This is a genomic window from Xanthomonas arboricola pv. juglandis (genome assembly GCF_001013475.1).
GTDB classification, from domain to species: domain Bacteria; phylum Pseudomonadota; class Gammaproteobacteria; order Xanthomonadales; family Xanthomonadaceae; genus Xanthomonas; species Xanthomonas arboricola.
Window position 1 is genome coordinate 632,403 of sequence record NZ_JZEF01000003.1, and the last position, 26,755, is coordinate 659,157.

At 64.7% G+C, this 26,755-nt stretch carries 20 protein-coding genes and 1 riboswitch; of the genes, 9 read left to right on the forward strand and 11 right to left on the reverse strand.

The features are described from left to right. Window positions 1–276 precede the first annotated feature (276 nt). On the reverse strand, window positions 277–1,656 hold the full coding sequence (locus XARJCFBP2528_RS13435) for a serine hydrolase domain-containing protein (protein ID WP_047124844.1): 1,380 nt from the start codon (window positions 1,654–1,656) through the stop codon (window positions 277–279). A 333-nt stretch (window positions 1,657–1,989) separates the two neighbouring features. Here XARJCFBP2528_RS13435 and XARJCFBP2528_RS13440 point away from each other — a divergent pair, with 333 nt between their 5' ends. Both XARJCFBP2528_RS13440 and XARJCFBP2528_RS13445 read left to right on the forward strand, forming a co-directional pair. After that, a complete protein-coding gene (locus XARJCFBP2528_RS13440) occupies window positions 1,990–3,351 on the forward strand; it encodes an NTP/NDP exchange transporter (RefSeq protein ID WP_016902768.1) in 1,362 nt (453 codons plus the stop codon). Between the two features lie 414 nt (window positions 3,352–3,765). Then, entirely contained in the window at window positions 3,766–4,119 is a 354-nt protein-coding gene (locus XARJCFBP2528_RS13445; protein ID WP_016902767.1) for a DUF1304 domain-containing protein, read from the forward strand. Window positions 4,120–4,365: 246 nt separating this feature from the next. Here the strand turns inward: XARJCFBP2528_RS13445 and XARJCFBP2528_RS13450 are convergent, their stop codons facing one another. After that, on the reverse strand, window positions 4,366–6,840 hold the full coding sequence (locus tag XARJCFBP2528_RS13450; RefSeq protein ID WP_016902766.1) for an acyl-CoA dehydrogenase: 2,475 nt from the start codon (window positions 6,838–6,840) through the stop codon (window positions 4,366–4,368). Next, window positions 6,837–7,754 carry an alpha/beta fold hydrolase gene (locus XARJCFBP2528_RS13455; RefSeq protein ID WP_026064387.1) on the reverse strand — a complete coding sequence of 306 codons (918 nt, stop codon included), beginning with the start codon at window positions 7,752–7,754 and terminating at the stop codon, window positions 6,837–6,839. The genes XARJCFBP2528_RS13450 and XARJCFBP2528_RS13455 overlap by 4 nt, the downstream gene beginning before the upstream one ends. 137 nt (window positions 7,755–7,891) lie before the next feature. Here XARJCFBP2528_RS13455 and XARJCFBP2528_RS13460 point away from each other — a divergent pair, with 137 nt between their 5' ends. Then, window positions 7,892–8,500 (forward strand): TetR/AcrR family transcriptional regulator, encoded by a 609-nt coding sequence (locus XARJCFBP2528_RS13460; RefSeq protein ID WP_016902764.1) that lies wholly within the window; start codon window positions 7,892–7,894, stop codon window positions 8,498–8,500. Between the two features lie 106 nt (window positions 8,501–8,606). Here the strand turns inward: XARJCFBP2528_RS13460 and XARJCFBP2528_RS13465 are convergent, their stop codons facing one another. From XARJCFBP2528_RS13465 to hslO, 3 genes are all read right to left on the reverse strand, one after another. Further along, entirely contained in the window at window positions 8,607–11,456 is a 2,850-nt protein-coding gene (locus XARJCFBP2528_RS13465; RefSeq protein ID WP_016902763.1) for a TonB-dependent receptor domain-containing protein, read from the reverse strand. Between the two features lie 243 nt (window positions 11,457–11,699). Next, window positions 11,700–12,536 carry an XOO1806 family protein gene (locus tag XARJCFBP2528_RS13470; protein WP_026064386.1) on the reverse strand — a complete coding sequence of 279 codons (837 nt, stop codon included), beginning with the start codon at window positions 12,534–12,536 and terminating at the stop codon, window positions 11,700–11,702. A 152-nt stretch (window positions 12,537–12,688) separates the two neighbouring features. Then, a complete protein-coding gene (gene hslO, locus XARJCFBP2528_RS13475; RefSeq protein ID WP_039512284.1) occupies window positions 12,689–13,579 on the reverse strand; it encodes an Hsp33 family molecular chaperone HslO in 891 nt (296 codons plus the stop codon). A gap of 74 nt (window positions 13,580–13,653) precedes the next feature. On the opposite strand from hslO, the gene mtgA reads away from it, so the two are divergent. The 3 genes from mtgA to XARJCFBP2528_RS13490 are packed head-to-tail and all read left to right on the forward strand — an operon-like array spanning window position 13,654 to window position 15,831. Beyond that, window positions 13,654–14,394 (forward strand): monofunctional biosynthetic peptidoglycan transglycosylase, encoded by a 741-nt coding sequence (gene mtgA, locus XARJCFBP2528_RS13480; protein ID WP_016902760.1) that lies wholly within the window; start codon window positions 13,654–13,656, stop codon window positions 14,392–14,394. A 26-nt stretch (window positions 14,395–14,420) separates the two neighbouring features. Next, the gene (locus XARJCFBP2528_RS13485) at window positions 14,421–15,443 is read left to right on the forward strand and encodes a glycosyltransferase family 2 protein (RefSeq protein ID WP_230673935.1); all 1,023 of its coding nucleotides are present in this window, start codon (window positions 14,421–14,423) and stop codon (window positions 15,441–15,443) included. Continuing rightward, window positions 15,403–15,831 carry a CBS domain-containing protein gene (locus XARJCFBP2528_RS13490; protein ID WP_039813414.1) on the forward strand — a complete coding sequence of 143 codons (429 nt, stop codon included), beginning with the start codon at window positions 15,403–15,405 and terminating at the stop codon, window positions 15,829–15,831. Before XARJCFBP2528_RS13485 ends, XARJCFBP2528_RS13490 begins: the two co-directional genes overlap by 41 nt. A 634-nt stretch (window positions 15,832–16,465) precedes the next feature. Here XARJCFBP2528_RS13490 and XARJCFBP2528_RS13495 read toward each other — a convergent pair. The 4 genes from XARJCFBP2528_RS13495 to XARJCFBP2528_RS13510 form a co-directional block, all read right to left on the reverse strand. Next, window positions 16,466–18,430: an AsmA family protein gene (locus XARJCFBP2528_RS13495; protein WP_047124788.1), complete on the reverse strand. Its 1,965-nt coding sequence runs from the start codon at window positions 18,428–18,430 to the stop codon at window positions 16,466–16,468. Window positions 18,431–18,479: 49 nt separating this feature from the next. Further along, the gene (trhA, locus tag XARJCFBP2528_RS13500; protein WP_016902756.1) at window positions 18,480–19,124 is read right to left on the reverse strand and encodes a PAQR family membrane homeostasis protein TrhA; all 645 of its coding nucleotides are present in this window, start codon (window positions 19,122–19,124) and stop codon (window positions 18,480–18,482) included. Between the two features lie 75 nt (window positions 19,125–19,199). Further along, window positions 19,200–20,804, reverse strand: a complete 1,605-nt coding sequence (locus tag XARJCFBP2528_RS13505) for a peptide chain release factor 3 (RefSeq protein WP_039519673.1) — start codon at window positions 20,802–20,804, stop codon at window positions 19,200–19,202. A gap of 135 nt (window positions 20,805–20,939) precedes the next feature. Beyond that, complete coding sequence (locus tag XARJCFBP2528_RS13510; RefSeq protein ID WP_026064383.1) at window positions 20,940–21,860, reverse strand: M23 family metallopeptidase; 921 nt, start codon at window positions 21,858–21,860, stop codon at window positions 20,940–20,942. 128 nt (window positions 21,861–21,988) lie between these two features. Continuing rightward, window positions 21,989–22,109: riboswitch (SAM riboswitch) on the forward strand. A gap of 71 nt (window positions 22,110–22,180) precedes the next feature. On the opposite strand from XARJCFBP2528_RS13510, the gene metX reads away from it, so the two are divergent. The 3 genes from metX to XARJCFBP2528_RS13525 are packed head-to-tail and all read left to right on the forward strand — an operon-like array spanning window position 22,181 to window position 25,511. Then, window positions 22,181–23,212 carry a homoserine O-succinyltransferase MetX gene (metX, locus tag XARJCFBP2528_RS13515; RefSeq protein WP_016902753.1) on the forward strand — a complete coding sequence of 344 codons (1,032 nt, stop codon included), beginning with the start codon at window positions 22,181–22,183 and terminating at the stop codon, window positions 23,210–23,212. Continuing rightward, window positions 23,209–24,426, forward strand: a complete 1,218-nt coding sequence (locus XARJCFBP2528_RS13520) for an O-succinylhomoserine (thiol)-lyase (protein WP_016902752.1) — start codon at window positions 23,209–23,211, stop codon at window positions 24,424–24,426. The genes metX and XARJCFBP2528_RS13520 overlap by 4 nt, the downstream gene beginning before the upstream one ends. Continuing rightward, window positions 24,423–25,511, forward strand: a complete 1,089-nt coding sequence (locus XARJCFBP2528_RS13525; protein ID WP_026064382.1) for a homoserine dehydrogenase family protein — start codon at window positions 24,423–24,425, stop codon at window positions 25,509–25,511. Before XARJCFBP2528_RS13520 ends, XARJCFBP2528_RS13525 begins: the two co-directional genes overlap by 4 nt. Before the next feature lie 199 nt (window positions 25,512–25,710). On the opposite strand, the gene XARJCFBP2528_RS13530 is transcribed toward XARJCFBP2528_RS13525, so the two are convergent. Beyond that, entirely contained in the window at window positions 25,711–26,706 is a 996-nt protein-coding gene (locus XARJCFBP2528_RS13530) for an alpha/beta fold hydrolase (protein ID WP_016902750.1), read from the reverse strand. Between the last annotated feature and the right edge of the window lie 49 nt (window positions 26,707–26,755).

The window sequence follows — 26,755 nt, forward strand, 5'->3', positions numbered from 1 at the left end:
TCGATTGGCGTAGCGGTGCAATGTGTTGGTCGTGCCAGGGAGGGAATGCATTGGGCCGCATCATGGGGCGGGCCACCCGTCCGCTGTTCGGTCAGGTCTTACGCACGCACTCTGCAAGCTGACTCAGACCTGCGCCTGCCATGATCGTCATCGCATGGCCATGGAGCGATGCCCGGCTTCCGGCCACCGATGTCGACACGCCCGACTCGATCCTATAGGCCAGAAACGACACAGGCGGCCGAAGCCGCCTGTGTGCGAGGTCGCCGCAACGCCAACTCAGCGCGGCGATGCCACCGACTTGCCCGACGAGGCACCCTTACCGGCAGGGTCGGGGCGCTCGGCCATCATGTTCTCGCTGCCGAAGTCGCCATCCACATCGATATCCAGCCAACGCTTGGCGGGCAGGCCCAGCGCACGATCCAGAATGGTGGGCAGCATGCCGGAGGGCAGGCCGCTCTCGCCGTTCCACATGATCGCGATGCCGAGGTCGCGCTCGGGCAGCAGCGCGACCAGGCCGCGATAACCCTGCACCGCGCCGGCATGGAAGACGACCTGATGGCCGGCGTAGTCGAACACGCGCCAGCCCAGCGCATAGCTGGCAGCGTCCACACGCTCGTGGCGCCAGCCCGAGCGCATCTCCCCAGGCGTGGAGATCAGCGGCGCGTGCAGCGTCGCCAGCAGCGGTGCAGGCAGCACGTCGGTGCGGTGGCCGGTGTGCGCGAGCAGCCACTGCGCCATGTCGCTGGCGCTGGCATTGACGCCAGCAGCGGGGGCCAGACGGTAGTAGGTCGGCTTGGGCGTCAGCGACACCCAGCCATTGCGGCTGCGCACGTGCGGGCGCGCCCAGCGCGGGCTGGCCTGGATACCGGCCAGACCCATGCTCGCATCGTTCATGCCCAGCGGCTTGAAGATGCGGCGCTCCACCGACTGCTCGTAGAAGCTGCCCGACGCAGCAAACACCACATCGCCGACCAGGCTGAAGGCGACGTTCTGGTACGCATAGCAATCGCCGGGCGCGCAGCGCAGTGGCGCGGCGGCGAGCTTGTGGCTGAGCGAGTAGTAGTCGACGTTGGATTCGATATCGTTGTCGTAGGCATTGCGGGTCAGCCCGACGCGGTGGCTGAGCACCTCGGCGACGGTGAGCTGCCGGGTGGCGACGTTATTGCTGAGCTGGAAGCCGGGCACGTAGTCCACCACCTTGCTGTCCCAACGCAACACGCCATCGTTGACCAACAACCCGGCCATGGTGCCGGCGAAAGCCTTGGACAGCGATGCCAGACGGAACACGGTATGCGCGTCGACCGGCTGCGGGTGATTGACGTCGGTGACGCCATAGCCGCGCGCGCTCAGGACCTTGCCGCCCTGCACGATCGCCATCGCCATGCCGGGCAGGCGATTGCCGTAGGTCAACTGGTTGGCCATCGATTCGAACGCGGCCACATCGAACCCGGCCGCCGGAGCAAGCACCTGGCTGGCTGGGAGCGACGCACGGTACTGCAGCGGAGCGGTGGGCGACTGCACGACCGTGGCCGGCTGCAGCGCATAAGCAGCCGGCGCAGGTGTCTGCGCGGTGGAAGAGAGGGCCAGAGGCAATAACGCCCCGAGCAGCCCGATGGCCAACGGTCGGAACCGTCGGCGCCTGCGCATTTGAGTCATGGTTGTCCCGCCTGTTCCACTGCCTCCGGCGATTCTAGCGCCGCGCTTCGCAATAGCACAAACTGCCGGAAGATGAATGGGCATCATATTGATCCTATTGATGATTTTAGGTTCATAAATCGACCTGCGCGGGGCCTTTACAGCGCCACCCGGAGCCTGTGCGGAGACAGCTGCAAGCAGCGTGCCGTAGCCGCACGCCATCGATATGGTGCGTGCCGCCCGCTGCTGCTGGTGATGCAGCGCGGCATCGGCTAACTTGCGCGCTTGTTTCGCGGGTGTTGCCGCTGCCATGTCCCTGCTGTCGCGCCCGTTGATGCGAGCGAGCCTTACCTGATGACCAGCCCCTCTCCGCCGCGCTCTGCGGCTGGCCGTCTGAGCGTGGCATTGCGCAGCTCGCCGCCGCTGGCGTGGTCGTTCCTGTATTTCTTCTGCTTGCTCAGCGGCTACTACGTGCTGCGCCCGGTGCGCGAGGCGATGAGTGCGTCGGCGGATGTGGAAGCGATCTTCCCCACCGGCATGATCGCCTTCTTTGCCACGCACGGCATACCGCTCAAGGACTTCACCCTGCAGGTGCTGTTTACCTGCACCTTCCTGATCATGGTGTTGCTGCAGCCGGTCTACGGCGCGCTGGTCAGCCGCTACCCGCGCCGGGTGTTCCTGCCGGCGGTGTATGGCTTCTTCATCGCGACCCTGTTGCTGTTCTACGTGTTGTTCGACAGCGGCGTGCCCGGGCGCGGCCTGGCGTTCTTCCTGTGGGTGACCGTCTTCAACCTGTTTGCGGTGGCGGTGTTCTGGAGCTTCATGGCCGACGTCTTCGGCAATGCCGAAGCGCGCAGCTACTACGGTTACATCGGTGCGGCCGGCACGCTGGGCGCGTTTCTCGGTCCGATCCTCACCCGCACGCTGGTCGAGCGCATCGGCATCGCGCATCTGATGCTGGTGTCGGCCGGGTTTCTGACCGTGTGCGTGGTGTGCGTGCTGCGTCTGCGCCTGTGGGCGGTTGCGCGCGAGCAGGAGCGACAGCTGGGCTCCGGCGAGGTGCCGATGGGCGGCGATGTGCTGGGCGGGCTCAAGCTGATCGTGCGCGAGCCGTTGCTGCGCTGGCTGGCCTTCATGGTGCTGTTCGGCGTGGGCGTCGGCACCTTGCTCTACAACGAGCAGGCAGCGCTGGTACGTCGTCTCTACACGGACGCAGCGGCGGCTACCGCCTATTACGCCAGCATCGACCTGGCGATCAACGCGCTGACCCTGGTGTTGCAGCTGCTGGTGACGCGCGCGCTGCTGTCGCGTTTCGGTATCGCACCGGCGCTGTTGATTCCGGGCGTGGCGATCACGCTGGGCTATGCGGTGCTGACGGCCTCGCCGCTGCCGATGATGCTTGCGATCGTGCAGGTGATCACCCGCTCCAGCGAGTTCGCACTGGCCAAGCCGGCGCGCGAGACCTTGTACACGCGGGTGGATCGGGAATGGCGTTACAAGGCCGGCGCGGCGATCGACACCGTGATCTACCGCGGTGGCGATCTCACCTTCGTCTGGGTGCACAAGCTGGTGTCGGCACTTGGCTCCAGCGCGGTGTTCAGCGTCGGTCTGCTGGTGGCATCGGGCATGACCCTGGGCGCGTTCGGCCTGCTGCGCGAGGCGCGCAAACTGCCCGCAGAGCGCGATGCGGAGACTGGCAATCAGGTCTCCGAATAGGAGCGATAAACAAGTGGCCTGGCTGCAGGATCCTTGCCTGCCCACCCTCGCAGGACACGCCGCAAGTACGTCCGTGTAGGCTCTTACGCGGCATCCATGCCGCGTAAGGTCCCGCAACGGTGGGCGGGCAAGGACCTGTCGAGCTAGTCGGTGTGCATGGTTCAACAAAACAGCCGCAGCCGGTGCGTTGTGCTCGCCGCGCGCCTTCTAAGCTGTGAGCTTGCTGCGGGGCCCTTGCCCGCCCACCATCGCAGGACACGCCGCCGATGTTCGCAATCGCGACGCTCCGATCGTGCCTGCAGGTCCTGCACATCTCCCATGTCTCGCCGGCGCGTCGGGTTCCATCGTCTGCTCTGAACAGCAGGGCAGCAATCACCGCTATGCTGGCCGCCACATTCATCACGCCGATCTGCCATGTCCCTGTTCGCCATCTTTGCCGGCCTGTGCGTCGCTCTGTTGCACGTCTACATCCTGGTCTTGGAGATGGTGCTATGGACGCGGCCGCTGGGCCTGAAGACCTTCCGCAATACCCTCGAGAAGGCGCATGCCACGCGCGTGCTGGCGGCCAATCAGGGCCTGTACAACGGCTTCCTGGCGGCAGGCCTGCTCTGGGGCGCGCTGCAGGCACGCGCGGATGTGCTGAGCTTTTTTCTGGGCTGTGTCGTCGTGGCAGGTTGCTACGGCGCCTACAGCGTCAACCGCCGCATTTTTTTCGTGCAGGCCTTGCCCGCGTTGATTGCCCTGGCGTTGCTGTGGTTGCCACGCTGAGGCGGTGTGCTTGCTGTCTGTAGGAGCGGGCCTGCCCGCGATGAAGCGTTACCGGTGGAGCCTCATCGCGGGCAAGCCCGCTCCTACCAAGCGGCTCGCTGGAATTGCAATTGTCGCGAACTCGTCGAAGGTGACGGCGGCAGGCAATGCAACTGCGAGATGGTCGGTTTCCACAGTAGCCAATCTCCACAAACGACAACGGCGGGCCGAAGCCCGCCGTTGTCTGCTGTCACCTCGGCCTGAGCCTTACGCCGCTTCGCGCGGTTGCTGGGCCTGCGGCCTGTCGTAGTAGCTGGCTGCGCGCAGCTCGTGCGGATCGAAGTCGTCGACGGCGATGGTGTCCATCATGATCTCGCGCAACTCTTCCAACTGCCTGCGCTCGTCGATGGTGATTACGCCCTCTGCCACGGCTTCGTCCAGCTGGGCGGTGAAGTCCAGCGCTTCGATGCCCTTGGTCTTGAGCGCCTTGAGGAACTTGCGCTCCACCGGCTCGGCCAGCACGGCCTTGGCCAGATAGCTGGCGATACGTCCGCCCGGATTGTTGGCGCACGGGGTCAGGAACACGCCCTGGCCCAGACGGTCGCGCGCTTCGTTCGGCGTCATCAGGATCGATGCCACGCGATGTCCCAGGCGGTCGCCAGGTGCCTCGGCACGACGGCCCAGCGGGAAGATCAGCACCCACATCAACCAGCCCACCGGACGGATCGGGAAGTTGCGCAGCGCTGCGGACAGCGCGGTTTCGATCTTGTGCACGCTGTCATGGAACGCCCAGGCCAACAGCGGCTGATCGGTCGCCGGCGCGCCTTCGTCGTGATAGCGCTTGAGCATCGCGCTGGTCAGGTAGATGTGGCTCAGCACGTCGCCCAGACGGCCGGACAGCGATTCCTTGAACTTGAGCTTGCCGCCGAGCATCAGCATCGACACGTCGGCCATCAGCGCCAGGTTGGCGGAATAACGATCCAGCTTGCGGAAGAAACGCCGCGTATACGCATCGCCCGGCGCTGCACCGATGCGCGCACCGGTCAGCCCGAACCAGAACGAACGCACCGCGTTGGAGATGCCGAAGCGGATATGCCCGAACAGGCTCTGGTCGAACTCTTCCAGACCACGACGCGTATCCGGATCCTGCGCCGCCTGCATTTCCTTCATCACCCACGGATGGCACAGGATCGCGCCCTGCCCGAAGATCAGCAGGCTGCGGGTCATGATGTTGGCGCCTTCCACGGTCACGCCGATCGGCGCAGCCTGCCAGGCACGGCCGGCAAAGTTGCGCGGCCCCAGGATGATGCCCTTGCCACCGATCACATCCATCATGTCGCTGACCACTTCGCGGCCCATGGTGGTGCAGTGATACTTGGCGATCGCCGACGGCACCGACGGCACATCGCCACGGTCCACCGCCGCAGCGGTGGCCTGCGACAACGCACTGATCGCATACGCCTTGCCGCCGATCCGCGCGAGCGCTTCTTCCACGCCCTCGAAGCGGCCGATCGACAGGCCGAACTGCTTGCGAATACGCGCATATGCGCCGGTGACCACGGCGGCGTACTTGCCGCCGCCGCTGGCCGTGGAGGGCAGGGTGATCGAGCGGCCCACCGCCAGGCACTCGTTGAGCATGTTCCAGCCCTTGCCGACCATCTCCACGCCACCGATCAGCTGGCTCAGCGGGATGAACACTTCCTCGCCATGAATCGGGCCATTCTGGAATGGCGAATTGAGCGGGAAATGGCGACGGCCGATTTCCACGCCCGGGGTCTCGCGCGGCAACAGCGCCAGGGTGATGCCGATGTCCTTCTTGTCGCCGATCAGCCCATCCGGATCGTAGGCGCGGAACGCCAGGCCGATCAGCGAGGCCACCGGTGCCAAGGTGATGTAGCGCTTGTCGAAGGTGAGCTTGACGCCGAGCACGTTGGCGCCATTCCACTCGCCCTTGCAGACGATGCCGTAGTCGGGGATCGAGGTGGCATCGGAGCCAGCAAACGGGCCGGTCAGACCGAAACATGGCACCTCGGCGCCGACCGCCAAGCGCGGCAGGTAATAGTCTTTCTGTTCCGGCGTACCGTAATGCAGCAGCAGCTCGCCCGGCCCGAGCGAGTTGGGCACGCCGACGGTGGAGCTGACCACGCTGGAGATCGAGGACAGCTTCTGGATCACCTTGTGATGCGCCAGCGCGCTGAAGCCCAGGCCGCCGTACTGCTTGGGAATGATCATGCCGAAGAACTTGTTCTTCTTGATGTATTCCCACAGCTCCGGCGGCAGGTCGGCGTGGACATGGGTGATCTCCCAGTCGTTGACCATCCTGCACAGCTCTTCGACCGGGCCGTCCAGGAAGGCCTGTTCTTCGGCACTCAGTTGCGGCTTGGGATAGTTGAGCAGCTTCTGCCAATCCGGGTCGCCGGTGAACAGTTCGCCTTCAAAGCCCACCGAGCCGGTTTCCAGCGCGATGCGTTCGGTCTGCGACAGCGGCGGCAGCACCTTGCGGAAAAAGCCCATCAGCGGCGTGGTCAGCAACGGCTTGCGCAGGAACGGCAACAGCACCGGCGCGGAAACCAGCACCACCAGCACGGCAGCGACGATGGTTGCGGTGAGATTGGCACCCAGCAACCAGCAGGCCACCAGCACACAGGCGCTCAGCGCGACCCAGGTGGCAAGGCGCATGCGGTGATAGGCAGCGATGCCCGCCGCCAGGATGACGAGGAGGAACGGTGCAACGATGCTCATGGTCTTGCTCCAGTGACATGCTCGGTAATGTTGGACGCTGCGATGGTGCCAACCGGGGGCAGTGCGTCCAGATAATGCAACACGGTTGCGGTAAACGTGGTGTTGTCGTCGCCGGCCAGCATGTGCGTGGCATCGGGCAGATGCACATGCTGCGCATGCGGGGCGATCGACAGGAATTCGTTGATATTGTCCGGCGTGACCAGATCGCTACGCCCGCCGCTGATCAGCAACATCGGGCAACGTACCCGCGCGGCGGCGTCCAGCAAGGTCTGCTGCTGTGCGTGCGGATCCTGTCCTGCCAGTTCATCGACCAGCCGCGGATCCCAGTGCCAGCGCCCGTCTGCGCGCTGCCTCAGCAAGGCCTGCAACTGCTCGGCCGTCTTGCGCGGGCGCTGCGGCAAATAGGCGGCAATCGCATCGGCGGCGGCATCCAGCGATGCGAAGCCATCCGGATGCGCGGTCATGAAACGCAGAATGCGCTCCACACCCGCGGTATCCCAGCGCGGCGTGATGTCGACCAGCACGATCGCGCGAAACAAGCCTGGCCAGCGCGCCTCGGCAAGCAGGCCGAACAAGCCGCCCATCGATGCGGCAACCAGCACCGGCGGCTCGGCCTGCTCGCCTGCCAGCACGATCAGGTCATCGGTGAACTGCGTGGCCGAGTAGGGCAGGTCTGCGTCGTTGAAACCGGAATCGCCATGACCGCGGGCATCGTAGGCCAGCGTCCGGTAGCCGGCGTCGGCCAGTCGTGCCGCAGTGCTTTCCCATGCATGTCGGGTTTGTCCAAACCCGTGCGCCAGCAGCACCGTCGGCGCGTGGTCCGTGCCCCGCACCGACACCGCAAGCGATGTCTCGCCAGCGTCGATGCGCGTGGTGGACGCACGATGGGCGAGGCTAGGAGAAGAGGTGACCATACCTCATAGTATGGACCTGCCTGGGTCGCTGTCAATACTCCTTGGTATGGACGGTTAAGCCATTGAATCGTGGCAGTTGTGTGTCCTTTTTGTGATGCATACTGCAACTGACTCAAGCGTATGGTTAAATCGCGGCAATGAATGACATCACCGACCCAAGCCTCACCACGCCCCGCGCCACGTCCGGTCGCGGCAACCGCCTCAGCGCGGACGATTGGGCGCAGGCCGCACTGGACCTGATCGCAGAACAAGGGGTGGGCGCCGTTGCGGTGGAGCCACTGGCACGCCGTCTCGGCGTGACCAAGGGCAGCTTCTACTGGCATTTCCCCTCGCGCGATGCCTTGCTGCAGGCAGCCCTGGAACGCTGGGAAATCTTTGAACAGAAGGAAGTATTCGGCAGCCTGGAAGACGTCCCGGACCCCAGCGCACGCCTGCGCGCGCTGTTCCAACTGGTCGCCCACGAAGTCAAACCGCACGTCATCTACAGCGAACTGCTCAAGGCACTCGACCACCCGGCCGTGCGCCCGGTCATCGACCGCGTCTCGCAGCGCCGTCTCGACTACCTGATCGCCTCGTTCCGTCAGGCCGGCCTGAGCCGCACCGACGCCCAACACCGCGCCCGCCTGGCCTACGCCGCCTACGTTGGCTTCCTGCAGCTCTCGCTGCAACTGCAGCAACCCAAGCAAGCCCGCGAAGACTTCGAAGCTTACGTCGAGCATGTGATTCAGACGTTGATTCCGGGATAGGCTTCAGTCGTCCGGCATAAGCTGATGTTCGATCGTTGAGAAAAAAAAACCGCGACTCTTCCGAGTCGCGGTTTTTAATTTTACGTATTACTTAAGCGGACGAATATCAGAACTTCTGGGTGTAACGCATGTAGTAGAAGCGACCCGGGATTTCGTACTGCGGGTCAAAGCTATTGGCAAACGCCGTGGCAGCCTGCGGCGGATCGCGGTCAAAGGCATTATTCACGCCGACGGTCACCCGGGCGTTCCACGGGGCCTTCCAGTACGCGGCCAGATCGGTGTAGGTCACGCTGGGAACATGATTGCGCGGCGCCGCACCTGCAGCGGTCACACGATCCGGATCCGAGCACAGCAGTGCCACGTTTGCAGGAGTCGCCACGTTGGCGCCGGTGCAGTTTTCGACCTGCGAGCTGTAGTAGCGCATGGATGCCGAGCCGCCGACATCGCCCAATTCCCAATTGAGCATCAGGTTGGAGCGGATGCGCCAGTTGTTGTCCTGTGCCGAGCCGCCACGATACAAACCAACGCGGTTTTCGGGATCCTGCAGCGGCTTCTCGACCACGAACTTGCTCATATAGGTCGAGTCCCACACCAGGCTGAAGCTGCCCCATGCGGTGTCCGGCAAACGATAGCCTACGGTCAAGTCGTAACCTTCAGCCTCGATTTTCGCAATGTTGTTCGGCACTGCTAGCAGATTCGACACTTCGCCAGTAGGTTCGCGCTGAATCAGCGAGCAAGCATTGGCGATGCCTGCCAGATAGCAGCTGTCCAGGGTTTCCTGCACGGTCTGCGTGTCGATCGCATCTTCGATCTCGATGTTCCACCAGTCCAGCGAGATATCCAGGCCAGTGACCCAGCTCGGGCTGAACACAAAGCCCAAGGTCTTGGACGTCGACGTTTCCGGCTGCAGGTTGGGGTTGCCGCCAGTAGCGGTACGCACCTGCGGGTTGGCCTGAGCGTAAGCTGGCACTGCGCCGCACGAACCCGGACGCGTTCCGTTGACGGAACCATCGCTGAAGGAGCCTGCGCAAGGATCACGCACGTCTTCGAAGGTATCGCTTACGCCCTGGAACAGCTCGTTGATCGATGGTGCGCGGAAGCCTTGCGACCAGTTACCACGGATCATCAAGTCGGTGATCGGCTTCCAGCGGAAACCAAACTTGCTGTTGGTGGTGTCGCCGAAGTTGCTGTAGTCCGAATAACGCGTGGCCAGACTGAAGTCCAGCAACTGTGCGCCCGGCAGGTCAGCCAGCAGCGGCACGGCGAGTTCGAGGTAGGCTTCGTCCAGCTTGTAGCCGCCATTGGTCGCGGTACGTGCGTTGCCGGTGGTGTCACCGGAGTTGATCAGCGCGTCCGGATCGTCAAAGCCCGACTCTTCACGGTGTTCAGCACCAAAGGAGAATGCAAATGCACCTCCCTGCAGGTCGAACAGCTCGCCGCCGATGTTGCCGAAATAGGTCTTCTGCTCGTACCCATAGAGGTCATGTGCATTGAAGCCAGCGTAACCCAGCATTTCCGGAGTCAACGAGCCCGGGCCGCTCAACATGTTCATCGGCACGCAGCCGTCGATCGTGCTGGCAGCGGTACCGCAGCGTGCTACACCGCCAGCGTCGACAAACGACGGGCCAAGCGCGTTACGCAGTGCAGAAATATTGAACAGGCCGGTGGTGCGATCGGTCTGGTCATTCTTGCCGTAGAACATCCCGGCTTCCCAGCTGAAGAAACGCTGGCCAACTTCGAAATCGCCCTCGAATGCGCCGCTAAACCCGAACGTCTTGACGTTCTGGGTGAAGATGCGACCGCCGGTCTCTTCGGCGCGGTACTGGATGTAGTCGATATCGCGGCCGGTGTTGTTGTAGATGTTGTTTGCCGAAATAACGATATCTGCGCCGTTGGTGCCGGGCGCGGAGCGACCAAGAACGACCGGCATCGGTGCCAGGATCTGGCTCGACTCGCGCTCGTTGTAGGTCACCGTGGTCTTGAAGCGCACATTGTCCGTGATCGACAGGCCAGCGTCGGCGAATACCGACTTGCGCTCCTGCGGGGTCACCAGATAGTTAGCCGGAGCAAAGTTGTAGCTGTCGGCTGCAGTGTAGTTGCGCGAGGTCGTACCACCGTTATTGGTGATGGAGAACCCAGGCGTTCCGTTGAAGCGCGTTGCGCCAAAGGTGGGTGTGCCAGTGGCGCTGGTGCCGGTCGGCCCGAAGATGCCGAAGCGACCGCCAGGAATCGTGGTGCTGTTGCCGGTGCCGGCAACGGCGCCGAACACCGGGACCGACGAGATTTCGCGATCACCTGCCCAGACTGGCTCTTCTTTGACGTAGCCAACGCCCAACGTGGCGTGCCAACGATCGCCAGTGGAGCCGATGGTGAAGTCGTAGGACTCACGGCTGCCGTCGCCCTTGTCGTACTGACCGAAATAAGCATTCGCTTCGGCGCCATCGAAATTCTGGCGCAGAATGATGTTGACCACGCCGGAGATAGCGTCGGAGCCGTAAATCGTGGAGGCGCCGTCCTTCAGGACTTCGATGCGCTCGACGGCAGCAGTCGGAATCGTGTTGAGGTCGACTGCGCCGCCCAGGCCGGTGCCGCCGACCCAACGACGACCGTTAACCAGCACCAGGGTGCGGTTGGAACCGAGGTTACGGAGGTTGACGCGGGTTTCGCCGTTGCCGCCATTGTTGACGTTGCTGTTAAGCGCCGAACCACCCGAGCTGATGTTCTGGATCACGTCGCCGATCGAGGTCAGACCCTGCGATTCGATCTGCTGGCGGCTCATGGTGAAGACTGGCTGCGACGTTTCAACGTCGGCGCGCTTGATGCGCGAGCCGGTCACTTCGATCTTGTCGAGGTTGGTGGTGCCGGCTTCCTGCGCGACGGCGGTACCGGTACCGGCCACGCCCACGACAAGCGCGAGGACAACTGCATCGCGCAGCTTGTTGGACTTGCAATTCATTAGCTCTCTCTCCAAGTGATCTTGGGTACTGCCAAGGGTTGTTTGCCTGTCGGCGGTTCCGAAAAGAAGGGGATCCAAAACGTCAGGGTGAACCGATGGTATATGCGTTGTGAGAGAAATTAAAGTCCCGTTAACGAAAAAGAAGAAAGACGTGAAAGACGGCCTCGGGCGCGGGCCCGGAACGAAAAACGCCACCGGCTGCGAACCGGTGGCGTCCTATCAAATTATTACCGAATCAATGACTTAGAGGTCTTGCTCGTACCGAACGTAGGGAATCGTACCGTCGCTGTTGCTCTCGTTGCTCGGCGCAAATGGATTCTTGCCGCGGGAGATGACGTTCTCTGCGCCGACCGTCAGCTGGCCGCTCCAGGGGGTGCGCCAGGTCAGGCCCAGGCCCAGGCCTTCCCACTTTTCCGGCTGGCCGGGGACGTCGACGACGCGGCCGATGACGTTGGCGCTGAAGGCCCCATAGCCGCCGCCGACGCTCAAGGTCTTGCTGTCCCACTGGTCGGCGATCGCTGGCGAAACGTCGGCAAGCGGCACCAGGCGGGCGCGCGCATAGGTGCCACCGATCGAAACGAAGCCTTCGCGGCCGATGTTCTTCTGCCCGAACACGGTCAGGTCGTTCTGTTCGACGCGGGTCAGCGGTGCCTTGCCGGCGCCGATCAACCAGGCCGGCAGGGTGTCGCGGCCGGTGCCGGCAGTGACGCCAGCGCGGGCGCCAGCGCGGTTGAAGCCCAGGGTCGCCGAGACGCGGCGCGACGCAGCGGCGCTGTCTTCTTCGTCATCGCCGATGCCTGCGAGCAGGCAGTGGCTGGCGAGTCCGTTGATGTTGGTGCCGCGGCTGCTGTTGCAGATCAGGCCGAGCGAATCACCGGACGTCAGGCCGAAGGCTGCGTCCAGCGAGTTGCGACCGAAGTGCCAGCGTGCGCCGGCCTTCTGCTCGCCGGTGGGCTCCAGGTACAGAAAGGCTTCGACCTTGCCGCTGCCCTTGTTCCACACGGGCAGGATGGTGCTCTCACGCGACTGCTGGGACGCCGACTGCGCATGCACACCCGTGGCTGCCGCGAGGGCAACCAGCAAAGCGAGCGGGAGGCGAAGAAGGTGGCGCATACCAGAGTTCAGACCCAGGGGCAGTTGTTAAGTTCCCGAGAGCGGGCAATGAGAATGCTAGGGCGTTTATGATTATTTAACAAGTGGCCGCGTTCCCCAGAACGCGGCGTCAACGCTATCTATTGCAACCTTTCCGGCGCGTCCAGGGACGGCTGCGCGTCGCCAAAAAGTACGTCCAGCGCGGTCAACGGAAAGTGATACTCACGCCCGCAGAACTCGCAGCGGACCTCGACCTCGCCGGTTGCCTCGGCAGCGGCGCGTGCCTCTTCTTCGCCCAGGGACTGCAGCATCGAGGCGACCCGCTCGCGCGAGCAGGAGCAGCCGAAGCTGAGCGGCTTGCTGCCCAGCAATTGGGTGTCTTCCTCGTGGAACAACCGGTGCAGCAGGTCCTCGCTGGCGACCGAGAGCAATTCCGGTGCGCCCAGAGTGTCGAACAGCGCGCCGATGCGGGTCCAGCCATCGGTGTCGCCCTCGTCGCCGGGCAGCTTTTGCAGCAACAGGCCGGCGGCCTGGTCCGGGCCCGCGGCCAGCAGCAGGCGGGTCGGCAGCTGCTCGGACTGGTGGAAATAGGTCTCGAAGGCCTCGGCCAGATCCGGCGCCTGCATGCCGACCAGGCTCTGGTAGCGCTGCGGTTCGCGCGGGTCCAGGCCGGGGTTCTCGATGGTGATCGCCAGCAGCGCGGCCTCGCCCAGCTCGCGCAGGTCGGTGGGTGCGTCGGCGCCGTCGGCCAGCTGCACGATGCCACGCAAGGTGCCGGCCGCGGTGCATTCGGCAAACAGGGTGCGCAGCGTCTGGTTGCCGCGCAGCTGCACCGACAGACGCCCGTCGACCTTGGTGTGGCCGGTGAACAGGGCGGCGGCCACCGCTGCCTCGCCAAGCAACTGGCGCGCGGCGGGCGGGTAGTCGGCGGCTCCCTGGATGTCGTGCCAGGCCTGGGTCAGGCGGACATGGACGCCGCGCACGCCGGCAGCAGGCAGCAGGAAACGGGAAAGCTGATCGTGATCGGTCATGGGAACATCGGACGTAAGGGACGCCGGTTGCCGGATAATGCAACGAGCATCGGGATGAAAGGTCGTAGCGAACAATGGGGACGGATGCATTGGATGGCAAGCAGGTGGCGCCACCGCGGCGCTCGGGTCGCTGGCTGCGTTGGCTGTTGGCAGCGCCGCTGCTGTTTGCCGCCGCGAGCGTGCTGCAGGTGCTGGTGCTGCGGGTGGTCGATCCGCCGATCAGCAGCATGATGGTGGGGCGCTATCTGGAAGCCTGGGGCGAGGGCGACTGGGATTTTTCGCTGCACCAGCAATGGCGCGACTACGACAGCATCGCCGCCAGCCTGCCGATTTCGGTGGTGGCTGCGGAGGATCAGCAGTTTCCGGTGCATCACGGCTTCGACCTGCAGGCGATCGAAAACGCGCGCGATCACAATGCGCGCGGTGGACGCGTGCGCGGGGCCAGCACGATCAGTCAGCAGGTCGCCAAGAACGTGTTCCTGTGGCAGGGCCGCAGTTGGGTACGCAAGGGCCTGGAGGCCTGGTACACGGTGCTGATCGAGTTGCTGTGGCCGAAGCAGCGCATTCTGGAGATGTATCTCAACGTGGCCGAGTTCGGTGACGGGGTGTATGGCGCGCAGGCCGCTGCCCGGCAGTTCTGGGGCAAGGATGCGGCTGGGTTGTCACCGACCGAGTCGGCGCGCCTGGCGGCGGTGCTGCCCTCGCCACGCCGCTATGACGCGCGTCGTCCCGGCGCCTATGTGCAACGGCGAACGGCATGGATCCAGCGGCAGGCGCGCCAGCTGGGTGGCCCTGCGTATCTGCAGGCGCCGTGAGCGTGCAGACGTCCGGGCCCGCACAATTGCCGGTGGCAGCAGACCGCCTCACGGTGGTGATTGCAGCCTACAACGAAGAGACCAGCATTCCACTGCTGCACCCGCGCCTGTGCGCAGTGCTGGCGGGCCTGAGTGGCGTGCAGACGCATGTGCTGTATGTCGACGATGGCAGCAGCGATGGCACCTGGAGCGTGTTGCAGGCACTTGCCGATGCCGATGCGCAGGTGAGTGCGGTGCGGCTGTCGCGTAACTTCGGCAAGGAAGTGGCCATTTCTGCAGGCCTGAACCATGTGCTGCCCGGTGCGGTGGTGCTGCTCGATGCCGATGGACAGGACCCGCCGGAGTTGATCCCCGAGTTCGTCGCACTATGGCGTGCCGGTTACGACAACATCTTCGGCACGCGGATTTTCCGCGAGGGCGAGAGCTGGCTGAAGCGCAGTGCGGCGCATGCGTTCTATCGGGTGATCCGGCAGTTGTCGCGCACACCGATTCCGGCCGATACCGGGGATTTCAGGCTGTTGTCGCCGCGGGTGGTGGAAGCCTTGCAGCAGCTGCGCGAGCGCCACCGTTTCATGAAGGGGCTGTTCGGTTGGGTCGGGTTTCGCCAGGTGGCATTGCCATACCGGCGTGCGCCGCGGCTGTCGGGGCGCAGCAAGTTCACGGTGTGGCGGCTGTGGAACTTCGCGCTGGATGGCATCACCAGTTTTTCCACCGTGCCGCTGCGCGTGGCAACCTATCTGGGCTTGCTCACCGCGCTGGTGGCATTCCTGTTCGGTGGCTGGGTGGTGGTCAAGGCGGCGCTGATGGGTGACCCGGTGGCCGGCTGGCCGACCATGATGTCGGTGATCCTGTTCCTGGGCGGTATCCAGCTGATCGCCCTGGGTCTGATCGGCGAGTACCTGGGCCGCTTGTATGACGAGGCCAAGCAGCGTCCGCTGTATCTGGTCGATACCCACTGCGGCGCGGTGGGAGTAGTCTGCGACCACCAGACCAAGCGCGGAGCGGGCCATGCAGACCGTACGACAGCTGTTGGGGACCAAACAGGTTGAGGTGTTCGCGGTAGCGGCAGACGCTGCAGTGATCGAGGCGATCCGGCTGATGGCCGAGAAAGGCATCGGCGCGGTGTTGGTGATGGACGGGCCACGCCTGGTCGGCATCGTGTCCGAGCGCGATTACGCGCGCAAGGTGGTGCTGCGCGATCGCGCCTCATCGACCACCAGCGTTTCCGACATCATGAGTACCCAGGTGGTGACAGTGTCGCCGTCGGATACGGTGGAGCGCTGCATGCAGTTGATGACCGATGGACGCTTCCGGCATCTGCCGGTAGTCGACAACGGCCGCGTGCAGGGCGTGATTTCCATCGGCGATCTGGTCAAGGCGGTGATCGAGAACCAGCAGCGCGATATCGATCAGTTGCAGCGTTACATCGCCAGCTAGGCCGTGCCGGCTATGTTCCCTGCGTTTTGTCTTGAACGACGCGGCTGCTCGAAATAGCTTGAGGAGTGTGGCGAGCCGATAGATCAGCTTTTGGAGCGTTTGATCTGCGGCCTGGTCGCAAGGCCCTTGCCCGCCCACCATCGCAGGACACGCCGCAAGTACGTCCCTGTAGGCTCTTACGCGGCATCCATGCCGCGTAAGGTCCCGCGACGGGGAGCGGGCAAGGGTCAGTTGAGATGGTCGGTGTGCATCGCTCTCAATAAAACAGTCAGCAAACTCCCTGGTGCGGTGTTCTCGACGCTGTGAGTTTGCTGCAAGGCCCTTGCCCGCCCACCATCGCAGGACACGCCGCAAGTACGTCCTTGTAGGCTCTTACGCGGCATCCATGCCGCGTAAGGTCCCGCGACGGTGAGCGGGCAAGGACCAGTCGCGATGGCCGGTGTGCATGGTGCAAGCAGTGCATGCCTTGCGGTCTTCAGAGGACTGCGGTCTGATCAGCTCACTTCGATCCGGTCCATTACTGCAGGTTTCGGGATCACTGCACCAGTCAGAGAAAGTGCATGCGGTCATAACCTTGCCACCATCGCTACAGCGTTGGACAGGTCTGCTGGCCGCCCAAAGTCGTGTAGTGCACTTACTTTGCGAATTTGCCGCCGCAATCGCTGTCCTTGCCGGGGCCCGGTTCGAAGGTTGCTAGCAGGGCGGCGGGTGGAGCGATCATGCCCAGGCCGACCGCAAGCGCGCCGCGCAGACCCAATGCCTTGAAGTCGGGACGGAAGGTCGGGTCCTTGAAGCTGCCAGCGATTCTCAATGGCGAGCGCAGGCTCAGGATGCTGCGGTCTTTCGGGCGTGGGCGCAGCAGCAGATCCAGCGTTTCGTCTTTCAAGCTGATGTTGCCTTCGCCAATGATGATGGTGTCGGTGCTGTCGAAGGCCAGCGCACGCGATTGCATCAGGCCGTCTTGCACGCCGAAGTCGCCGAAGATGCAGCGCACCGGAATCTGGCGGTCCTTGGTGACCAGATACTTGAGCGACTCTGCGATATCCAGCCCGGCCAGTTCCATGATCAGATTGCCGACATGGCCGCGGCCCATGCCCACGCCGATCGTGCCGTCGGCGGTACCGAGCATCGCGCCGATCGAGTTGCCGCGTCCACGCAGATCGAATTCGCCACCGATGGCACCCGAGGCCTGCTTGGCGAGGGCGGTATCGGGGAAGAGCTGATCCAGCCGAATGCCGCGAAGACCTGCCTTGAGGTGCGTGGTGATCACCTCGTTGCGGGCATCCATGCGGATGGTGGAGCGGATATCGCCACCGGCAACGCCGAAGTTCAGCGGGTCCAGCTGCAGCAAGCCGTCCTTCAATGTCAGCGAGGCATCCATGTCGTCCAGCGGCCACGACGGCGCATTGATGCGCTGTGCGCGCCAGCGTACCTGCGCGTCCATCGCGCGTAGCTTCGACAAGTCGTAAGGAGTACTAGGCAGCACGCGCGCACTGGCTGCAAGTTGTGCCGCCTGTTTTTTCTGTTCGGCATTTGCCGACTCGTTCGCGCCGGTCTTCGGTGGTGCGCCGACGAACCCTGCCAGGTCGTCGAAGTCCAGGCGTTTGGACGCGAGATCGGCACGCAGGAACGGACGCTTGTTGCGCAGGTCCACTTCTGCAGTGCCCGACAGATCGCTGTCGCCGGCGGTACCGGTGAACTTTTCGTAGCGCCAGAGCTGGCCGTTGCGGCGCAGATGGCCGTCTAGCTTGTACGGCGGGGTCGACGGCATGGCCACGCCGGTCAGCGGATACAGGTCCTGCATGTCCTGGCCGCTGAGCGCCATCTGCAGATCGAAGACCTGGAACTGGAACGGGTTGGTCAAGGTGCCGCGCACGTGGGTGCGGGTGGCGCCGGCGCTGCCGCGCAGATCGATGCGGAACGGGTGCTCGCTCTGGCTCAGCTCCAGCGGCGAGGCGGTGTTGCCCTTGAGCGTAAAGGGATAGCCCTTCCAGCGGCCCTTGCCGTCGATGCCGATCGGTGCGGCACGCTGGTCGCTGCTCGGTGGTGCGAGGCTGTTGATTGCCACATCCACGTTAGAGCGATTGGCTGCATCGATGTATTGCAGGCGCCCGTTGTTCACCAGCAGGCGGCCAAGGCGCGGCATCGTGCCATCGCCACCGTCCTGATCGAATACCCAGTTGCCGGGGTGGGTGTCGTCGCCGGCTTCCAACAAGACGGTTGGGTGATCCAGACGAATTTCCGGCAGACGCACTTTGCCGCGCAACAGCGGCCACAACTCGACATCGATCTCGGCCGAATTGAGCTCGGCCATCGGCCCGCGCTTGGACCACGCTGCGTTGGCCAGACTCAGACGATTGCCGCGCACGGTGGTCGTGCGGCCCAGCTTCACGTCCAGATAGCCGAGATGGAATTCGCGACCGGTCTTGGCGCTGACTACCCGTTCGACCGGACCGCGCAGCCAGTTCCACTGGAACAGCAGCACGAAGATCACCATGGCGGCGGCGACGATGGCAAGCCCAACCAGCCAGCGTCGACGACGTGGCGTGGGGGAAGGTGGTGCAGCTGAGGTATCGGTCACGTTGTTCACGCGGGCCATGGTTGGCGATGCCTCGTGCACGGCGCGCGAACGCGCTGCAGATCGCGCCTCACATCACTTGCGCAATCACCGCAACGAAGTGGCAAGCGCTGCCCGCTAGCACGAACAGATGCCAGATCGCGTGGAAATAGCGCTGGGTGTCGCGTTGGTAGAAATACGTGCCCAAGGTATAGAAGAGTCCGCCAGCCAGCAACCAGCACAGAGACCATGTATCGACCGAGCGCAGCAACGGCTGGATCGCTACGACGATCAGCCAACCCATCGCCAAGTACAGCACCGTCGACAGCAGGCGGAAACGGCCGGTGAAAAACAGTTTGAAGACCACTCCAGCCGCGGCGATCGTCCAGATCGCGGCGAACAATCCCCAGCCCCAGGAGTCGCGCAGATTGATCAGCGTAAACGGGGTGTAGGTGCCGGCGATCAACAGATAGATCGCGCAGTGATCGAGCACCTGCAGGCGCGCCTTGGCGCCCGGATGCGGGATGGCATGAAACAGCGTGGAGGCGACGTACAGCAACACCAGGGTGGCGCTGAACACGATGGAGGTGGCCAGTTGCCAGCCGTCGCCATAGATGGCGGCCAGCGTGATCAGCACCGAGCCACCGGCCAATGCGGCAATGGCACCCAGGCCGTGGGTCACGGCGCTGGCTATCTCGTCGCGCAGGTCGGTCGAGGGGGAGGCGTCTGCGTTCATGCCAAAAAGGTACCGCAATTGCGAGCAATTCGCATCGCCAGCAAGTGCGGTCGCAGGCGTTGGTTCAAGCCGCGGTCAATCGATCGCCTTGGCATGCGCGTGTTCGCGCGTGGCAGAGAAGCGCACGTCTGGCGCGCGTTCCTGCGCCAGCTGCAGATTCACACGAGTGGGCGCGAGATACACCAGCTGGCCGGCCGCGTCGATGCCCAGGTTGCCGGCGTTTTTCTCGCGGAACTCCTCCAGTTTCTTGGCGTTGTCGCAATGTACCCAGCGTGCGGTGGTGACGCTGACCGGCTCGAAGATCGCGTCCACGCCGTATTCGTCCTTGAGCCGGTAGGCCACCACGTCGAACTGCAGCACGCCCACCGCGCCCAGGATCAGATCGTTACTCATCAACGGGCGGAAGAACTGCGTGGCGCCTTCTTCGGACAGCTGTGCGAGGCCCTTTTGCAGTTGCTTGAGCTTGAGCGGGTCGCGCAGGCGCGCACGCCGGAAAAGCTCCGGTGCGAAGTTGGGAATGCCGGTGAACGAGAGCGCTTCGCCCTCGGTGAAGGTGTCGCCGATGGAGATGGTGCCGTGGTTGTGGATACCGATCACGTCGCCCGGCCAGGCTTCGGCGGCGATCTCGCGGTCGGAGGCCATGAAGGTCAGCGCGTTGGCCAGCTTGACGTCCTTGCCGCTGCGCACGTGCAGTGCCTTCATGCCGGCGGTGAACTTGCCCGAGCACACGCGCATGAAGGCCACGCGGTCGCGATGCTGCGGGTCCATGTTGGCCTGGATCTTGAAGACGAAGCCGCTGAGCTTGGCTTCGGTCGCCTCGACCCGGCGGCCGGTGGTGTCGCGCGCCTGCGGCGGTGGTGCGTGCTCGATGAAGAAATCCAGCAGCGGTTGCACGCCGAAGTTGTTGACGCCTGAGCCGAAGAATACCGGGGTCTGCTGGCCGGCGCGATAGGCCTGCAGGTCGAACGGATTGCTGGCGCCCTGCACCAGTTCCAGTTCGTCGCGCAGCTCGGCCAGCATCTGCGCGCCGATCTTTTCGGCAAGGCCGGGCGCATCCAGAGACGGGAAGATGGTCGAATCCTGGCGGGTGAAGTTGCGGCCCTGTTCGTACAGGTGCACCTCGCCGGTGATCAGGTGCACCACGCCCTTCAGGCGCTGGCCCATGCCGATCGGCCAGGTGACTGGGGCGCACTGGATGCCGAGCACGGTTTCGACTTCATCCAGCAGATCGATCGGGTTCTTGCCCTCGCGATCGAGCTTGTTGATAAAAGTCATGATGGGGGTGTCGCGCAGGCGGCAGACTTCCATCAGCTTGATGGTGCGTTCTTCCACGCCCTTGGCGACGTCGATGACCATCAGCGCCGAGTCCACTGCGGTCAGCACCCGATAGGTGTCCTCGCCGAAGTCGGCGTGGCCGGGGGTGTCGAGCAGATTGACGATCTTGCCCTCGTACGGGAACTGCATCACCGAGGAGGTGACCGAGATGCCGCGCTCCTTTTCCAGCGCCATCCAGTCCGAGGTGGCGTGGCGGGCGGCCTTGCGGCCCTTCACCGAGCCGGCCATCTGGATCGCACCGCCGAACAGCAGCAGCTTTTCGGTCAGGGTGGTCTTGCCCGCATCGGGGTGGGAAATGATGGCGAAGGTGCGGCGGCGCGCGGCTTCGTTGGAGACGTCGGACATGGGCTGAGCGCGCCCGGTCGGACGCCTGCGGAAACTGAGGAAGCCGGAGATTATAGCGGCTTCGCCGCAGCCGGCCTCTGTAGCGCCGGTCAGGGGCTCTCCGGTCGGCAGGTTGGCGCTCCCGGGCGCCGCCACTCACGGTGCCGGCGAGGGGAACTGCAACTCGCCCTGCGGGCCCAGCATCCGGAACGGCAACGAGATCAGGCGCATGTCCGCATTGCGCTGGAGCGAAAAATGCAGGTGCGGGGCCGTGCTGAAGCCGGTACTGCCCGAGGCGCCCAGGCGTTCGCCGGTGCGCACCACCTGGCCTGGGCGTACTGCAACGCCATCGGGTGCCAGGTGGGCATAGATGGCCATGCTGCCGTCGGCGTGCAGCACCCGCACCAGGTTGCCGGCGCCGGCGGCCTGGTCATGCGGGCCGCCTTCGATGACATCGCGCCGCACCTCCATGACCGTGCCCGCGCGCGCTGCCAGCACCGGCGTGCCCTGCGGCAGCGCGAAGTCCACCGCGTACCAGTTGGGCGCATCGGCATGACTGAAGGCCCCACCAAAGCCCTGGTCCACTTGGATCGGCGCATCGCGAAACGGGAGCTGGTAACGCACTTGCTGCTGCAGGCGGGCCTGCGGATCGCCCGGCACCACGTCGAGCTTGAGTCCAAGCCCACCCAGGCTGCGCTGGTTGCTGGCCGGATACAGCCGGACGAGCAGGCGGCGCTCGTGCGCAGCCAGCTGCACCGTCAGCGGCAACTGCGGCACGGCGCGGTAATCCTCGCTGGGCGGTGCGCTCAGCTGCACCTGCGCGGGCCCGGCCAGCGGGTTGCTGACCCAGGCCAGGTAGGCCGGTGCCTGCCACTCCAACTGCAGCGACGGGCCGGTGCCGGAAGATGCGGGCGCCGTCTGTGCCGCTGCGATTGTTGGCGAGCTCGCAGTCGTGTTTGCGGCACCGGGCCAATGCCAGCGTTGCTGCGCGTTGGCGGGTGCGGCATACACCAGAATCGCGAGCAAGAAAGGCCCGACGAGGGCGGGCAAGGCGCTGCGGGACACGTGGTGGGGCACGCGATCGGCTCGAACGAAGGGGCCTCAAGTATGCGGTCCATCACAGGCCGCAGTGGTATCGGATGAAAATATATCTTTCCATCCGCATGAAGAGATTGACATCGCAAAAAAGCGGTGGCATCTTAGCCTCACCATCGAGACCGGCGGAGGGACAGGCCCTTTGATGCCGGGGCAGCCAGCGGAGCGCGCAAGCGCCCGCGTTTGGTGCCAAATCCTGCGGGGATCTCCGCGTCCGCCGAAAGATGGTTCGAATCGTGCCTTGCGCACGTCGAACGCGAGCTCCCGCGAAGCTCGATGGCCGATCCACCCCGGATATCGCCATGAGCCTCGTGAATACAGCATCGCCGACACCGACCGAATACGCCGATACACCCGCCGCCACCGATGACGGCTCGATTGCCGTGCGCGGCGAGCTTGTCATTGCCTTGCCGATGCGCCATGCCGGCATGCGCGAGCTGCGGCTGCGCTATGAACTGATCGGCGCCGCCAATGCGCCGGTGGTATTCGTGGCCGGCGGAATTTCCGCGCACCGCCATCTGGCCGCCAGCGACCTGTTCCCCGAGAAGGGCTGGGTGGATGGCCTGGTGGGTGCCGGCCGCGCGCTGGATCCGGCATCGCGCCGCCTGCTGGCGTTCGATTTTCTCGGTGCCGATGGCACGCTGGATGCGCCGATCGATACCGCCGACCAGGCCGATGCGATCGCCGCATTGCTGGATGCGCTGGGTATCGTGCGTTTGCATGGCTTTGTCGGCTACTCGTACGGTGCGTTGGTCGGCTTGCAGTTCGCGACCCGCCATGCCGCCCGTGTCGGTACCTTGGTTGCGGTCAGTGGCGCGCATCGCGCCCATCCGTATGCCGCCGCCTGGCGTGCACTGCAGCGCCGCGCGGTGGCGCTGGGCCAGCTGCAATGCGCCGAAAACCATGGGCTGGCGCTGGCACGGCAGTTCGCCATGCTCAGCTACCGCACCCCGGAAGAATTCAGCGAGCGCTTCGACGCGCCGCCGGAAGTGATCAATGGCCGCGTGCGCGTGGCCGCCGAAGACTACCTGGATGCCGCCGGCGCGCAGTACGTCGCGCGCACGCCGGTGACCGCCTACCTGCGGCTGTCCGAATCCATCGACCTGCATCGCATCGACCCGGCGCAGGTGCGCGTGCCCACCGTCGTCGTTGCGGTGGAGGGCGACCGCCTGGTGCCGCTGGCCGACCTGGTCAGCCTGGTCGAAGGGTTGGGGCCGCGCGGCAGTCTGCGCGTGCTGCGCTCGCCGTATGGCCATGACGCCTTCCTGAAAGAAATCGATCGCATCGACGCGATCCTCGCCACTGCCCTTCGCATCACCGGAGAAACCGCATGAGCTTTCGTGACCCCGCCGACGCCCCCTGTACCGCTGCCACCGCCGCCGTCCGCGCCGGTATCGATCGCGACACTGCCTATGGTGCGGTGACGCCGCCGATCGTGCTGTCGTCCAACTTCTCCTTCGATGGTTTCGGCAACAAGCGCCAGTACGACTACACGCGCAGCGGCAACCCGACCCGCGATCTGCTCGGCGAAGCGCTGGCCGAGCTGGAAGGTGGTGCGGGCGGGGTGATCACCTCCACCGGCATGGGCGCGATCAACCTGGTGCTCAATGCGTTGCTGCAGCCGGGCGATACCCTGGTGGTGCCGCACGATGCCTACGGCGGCAGCTGGCGCCTGTTCAACGCGCTGGCCAAGAAGGGCCACTTCGCGTTGATCACCGCCGACCTCACCGACCCGCGTTCGCTGGCCGATGCGCTGGCGCAGTCGCCCAAGCTGGTGCTGATCGAAACCCCGTCCAACCCGTTGTTGCGCATCACCGATCTGCGCTTCGTCATCGAGGCGGCCAAGAAGGCTGGCGCATTGACCGTGGTGGACAACACCTTCCTGTCGCCGGCGCTGCAGAAGCCGCTGGAGTTCGGGGCGGACCTGGTGCTGCACTCCACCACCAAGTACATCAACGGTCACAGCGATGTGGTGGGCGGTGCGGTGGTCGCGCGCGATGCCGAGCTGCATCAGCAGTTGGTGTGGTGGGCCAATGCGCTGGGCCTGACCGGTTCGCCGTTCGATGCCTTCCTCACCTTGCGCGGTCTGCGCACGCTGGATGCGCGCCTGCGCGTGCACCAGGAAAACGCCGACGCCATCGCCGAGCTGCTGGACGGGCATGCGGTGGTCAACCAGGTGTATTTCCCCGGTCTGGCTGCGCATCCGGGTCATGCACTGGCTGCGCGCCAGCAGAAGGGCTTCGGCGCGATGATGAGTTTCGAGCTCGACGGTGGCGAAGCCGCAGTGCGCGCGTTTGTCGATGGCCTGCGTTATTTCACCCTGGCCGAGTCGCTGGGCGGTGTGGAAAGCCTGATCGCACATCCGGCCTCGATGACGCATGCGGCGATGACCGCCGAAGCCCGCGCTGCGGCCGGGATTTCCGATGGCCTGCTGCGCTTGTCGATCGGTATCGAATCGGCAGAAGACCTGTTGATCGATCTGCGCGCCGGCCTGGCGCGTGCCGAAGCGACGCTGACCAGCGCAAGCCGCAAACAGGTCGACGCGTGAGCACTGTGCTGCCTGTTTCGCGCCGCGCTTCGGCGGCAGCGGTGACGCCGACACCACGGCTGGCCTTGCTGGGCACCGGGACGGTGGGGCGCGCGTTCGTGGCGCGCTACACCGCGCTGCAGGAGCGCCAGCTGCAGTTGCCGCGCTTTGACTGGTTGGCCAACTCGCGTATTGCCCACGATTGCGGCACCAGCGCCGCACAGGCCTTGCAACAGGCCAATGCCGCGCCGCGTGGCCAGGCCGTGCTGCAGCCCTGGGCGGAAACCACTGCCTTGCGTGCCGGCGATGTGCTGGTGGATGCGACCGCCAGCGAGGTCGTTGCCGATTGGCATGCGGAGTGGCTGCTGCGCGGCGTGCATGTGGTCACTGCCAACAAGTTGGGCCAGGGTACCGCGTTGTCGCGGGCGCAGGCCTTGCACGCGGCGCGTCACGCCAGCGGTGCGCACTACGGCGATAGCGCCACCGTGGGAGCGGGGTTGCCGGTGCTGAGCAGCGTGCGCGCGCTGGTGGCGGGCGGCGACCATATCCATTCGATCGAAGGCGTGTTGTCCGGATCGCTGGCATGGCTGTTTCATCGCTACGACGGCAATGGCGCGTTTTCCGATTGCGTGCGTGAGGCGATGGCGGCCGGCTATACCGAGCCGGATCCGCGCATCGATCTGTCGGGCGAGGACGTGCGGCGCAAGTTGCTGATCCTGGCGCGCGCGGCGGGCTGGCAGCTGGAAGCCGAACAGGTGCATGTGGAATCGCTGGTGCCCGCAAGCATTGCGCGGCTGCAGCTCGATGCCTTGGATGCGCAGCTGGGCGCGCTGGATGCGGTGGTCGGCGCGCGCTGGCAGCAGGCACGTGCCGCGGGGCGTTGCCTGCGCTTCGTCGGCCGCGTGGATGCGCATGGTGCCAGCGTCGGCTTGCGCGAGTTGGCGCTGGATCACCCGCTGGCCGGCGGCGCCGGCACCGATAACCGTGTCGCCATCAGCAGCGATCGCTATCGCCAGCAGCCATTGCTGATCCAGGGGCCGGGCGCGGGTGCCGAGGTGACGGCGGCGGCGTTGCTGGATGATGTATTGCGGATTGTGGCTGGGTAGCGGGTTGATCAAATGGCGAAGCGCCGGCTCTGCTTGAGAGCGGCTGTGGTGCGCGTGCAATCGATTCCGTCATTGACTGCACGGATGGCCTGTTGCCCTTCCTGCACGTTGCAAACGCATCCAACTGCAGCTCGCTTGTCCGCGAGCTGCAGCTTTCGAAGACGCTTTGGTCATGCCAGTGCGCTGCCGTCGGTGCTGCTTACGGCGCAATCGCCTTCAGTAACGCGGCATTGAACCGTGTCGGGTCCTGCACCTGCGGCGAATGTCCGAGGTCGGCGAATTCGACGAGCTTCGCGTTCGGAATCGCCTCGGCCGCACGCTTGCCCAGCTTGGTGTAATCGCCGACACGTGCCTTGACCTCCGGCGGTGCGGTGTCCTTGCCGATCGCGGTGCGGTCCTTGAGACCAATGAACAGCGTGGTCGGCACGCTGAGTTTGGGTAGTTCGTAGACCACCGGCTGGTTGAGCACCATGTCGTAGGTCAGCGCCTGGTTCCAGGCAACCGCCTGCCTGCCGTTGCCCAGCGACATGCCGGCCTGCATGCGCGCCCAGCGTTCGAACTCGGGCTTCCACTGGCCGGCGTAGTAGACCTCCATCTGATACTTCTTGATGCGCTCGAAGCTGATCTTCAGTTCGTTGTCGTACCAGGCGTCGACGCTGCGCCACGGAATGCCTTCGGCCTTCCAGTCTTCCAGGCCGATCGGGTCGACCAAGGCCAGGTGCTCGGTGGCCTGCGGATACATCAGCGCGTAACGGATGGCGAGCATGCCGCCCATCGAATGGCCGACCACCACCGCACGTTCGATACCCAGCTTTTTCAGCAGCGCCTGGGTGTTGTCGGCCAGTTGCGCGAAGGAAAACTGATAGGCGGCCGGCTTGCTGGATTTGCAGAAGCCCACCTGGTCAGGCGCGATGACGCGGTAGCCGGCGGTGCTCAACGCGGCAATGGTCTGTTCCCAGGTGGCGGCGCAGAAATTCTTGCCATGCAGCAGCACGGCGGTGTGCCCGTTGGGTTTGCCGGTGGGCGGGACATCCAGGTACGCCATTTCCAGCGGCTGCCGTTGCGAGGTGAACGCAAAGGTCTTGACCGGATGGGGGTAGTCGAAGCCTTCCAGGCGCGGGCCGTAGCTGGTTTCCTGTGCCATCAATGGGCCGCAGGCCAGGGCCAGGGCGAGAGTGCAGGCAAGCTGTCGCATCGCGATCTCCGTCGGAATCCAGCGTCAAACGGTACACGGCGGCATGTGG

Coding starts and splice junctions, on each gene's coding strand:
- XARJCFBP2528_RS13435 (WP_047124844.1), bottom strand. CDS start 1,656: ATGACTCAAATGCGCAGGCGCCGACGGTTCCGACCGTTGGCCATCGGG.
- XARJCFBP2528_RS13440 (WP_016902768.1), top strand. CDS start 1,990: ATGACCAGCCCCTCTCCGCCGCGCTCTGCGGCTGGCCGTCTGAGCGTG.
- XARJCFBP2528_RS13445 (WP_016902767.1), top strand. CDS start 3,766: ATGTCCCTGTTCGCCATCTTTGCCGGCCTGTGCGTCGCTCTGTTGCAC.
- XARJCFBP2528_RS13450 (WP_016902766.1), bottom strand. CDS start 6,840: ATGAGCATCGTTGCACCGTTCCTCCTCGTCATCCTGGCGGCGGGCATC.
- XARJCFBP2528_RS13455 (WP_026064387.1), bottom strand. CDS start 7,754: ATGGTCACCTCTTCTCCTAGCCTCGCCCATCGTGCGTCCACCACGCGC.
- XARJCFBP2528_RS13460 (WP_016902764.1), top strand. CDS start 7,892: ATGAATGACATCACCGACCCAAGCCTCACCACGCCCCGCGCCACGTCC.
- XARJCFBP2528_RS13465 (WP_016902763.1), bottom strand. CDS start 11,456: ATGAATTGCAAGTCCAACAAGCTGCGCGATGCAGTTGTCCTCGCGCTT.
- hslO (WP_039512284.1), bottom strand. CDS start 13,579: ATGACCGATCACGATCAGCTTTCCCGTTTCCTGCTGCCTGCTGCCGGC.
- mtgA (WP_016902760.1), top strand. CDS start 13,654: ATGGGGACGGATGCATTGGATGGCAAGCAGGTGGCGCCACCGCGGCGC.
- XARJCFBP2528_RS13490 (WP_039813414.1), top strand. CDS start 15,403: ATGCAGACCGTACGACAGCTGTTGGGGACCAAACAGGTTGAGGTGTTC.
- XARJCFBP2528_RS13495 (WP_047124788.1), bottom strand. CDS start 18,430: ATGGCCCGCGTGAACAACGTGACCGATACCTCAGCTGCACCACCTTCC.
- trhA (WP_016902756.1), bottom strand. CDS start 19,124: ATGAACGCAGACGCCTCCCCCTCGACCGACCTGCGCGACGAGATAGCC.
- XARJCFBP2528_RS13505 (WP_039519673.1), bottom strand. CDS start 20,804: ATGTCCGACGTCTCCAACGAAGCCGCGCGCCGCCGCACCTTCGCCATC.
- metX (WP_016902753.1), top strand. CDS start 22,181: ATGAGCCTCGTGAATACAGCATCGCCGACACCGACCGAATACGCCGAT.
- XARJCFBP2528_RS13520 (WP_016902752.1), top strand. CDS start 23,209: ATGAGCTTTCGTGACCCCGCCGACGCCCCCTGTACCGCTGCCACCGCC.
- XARJCFBP2528_RS13530 (WP_016902750.1), bottom strand. CDS start 26,706: ATGCGACAGCTTGCCTGCACTCTCGCCCTGGCCCTGGCCTGCGGCCCA.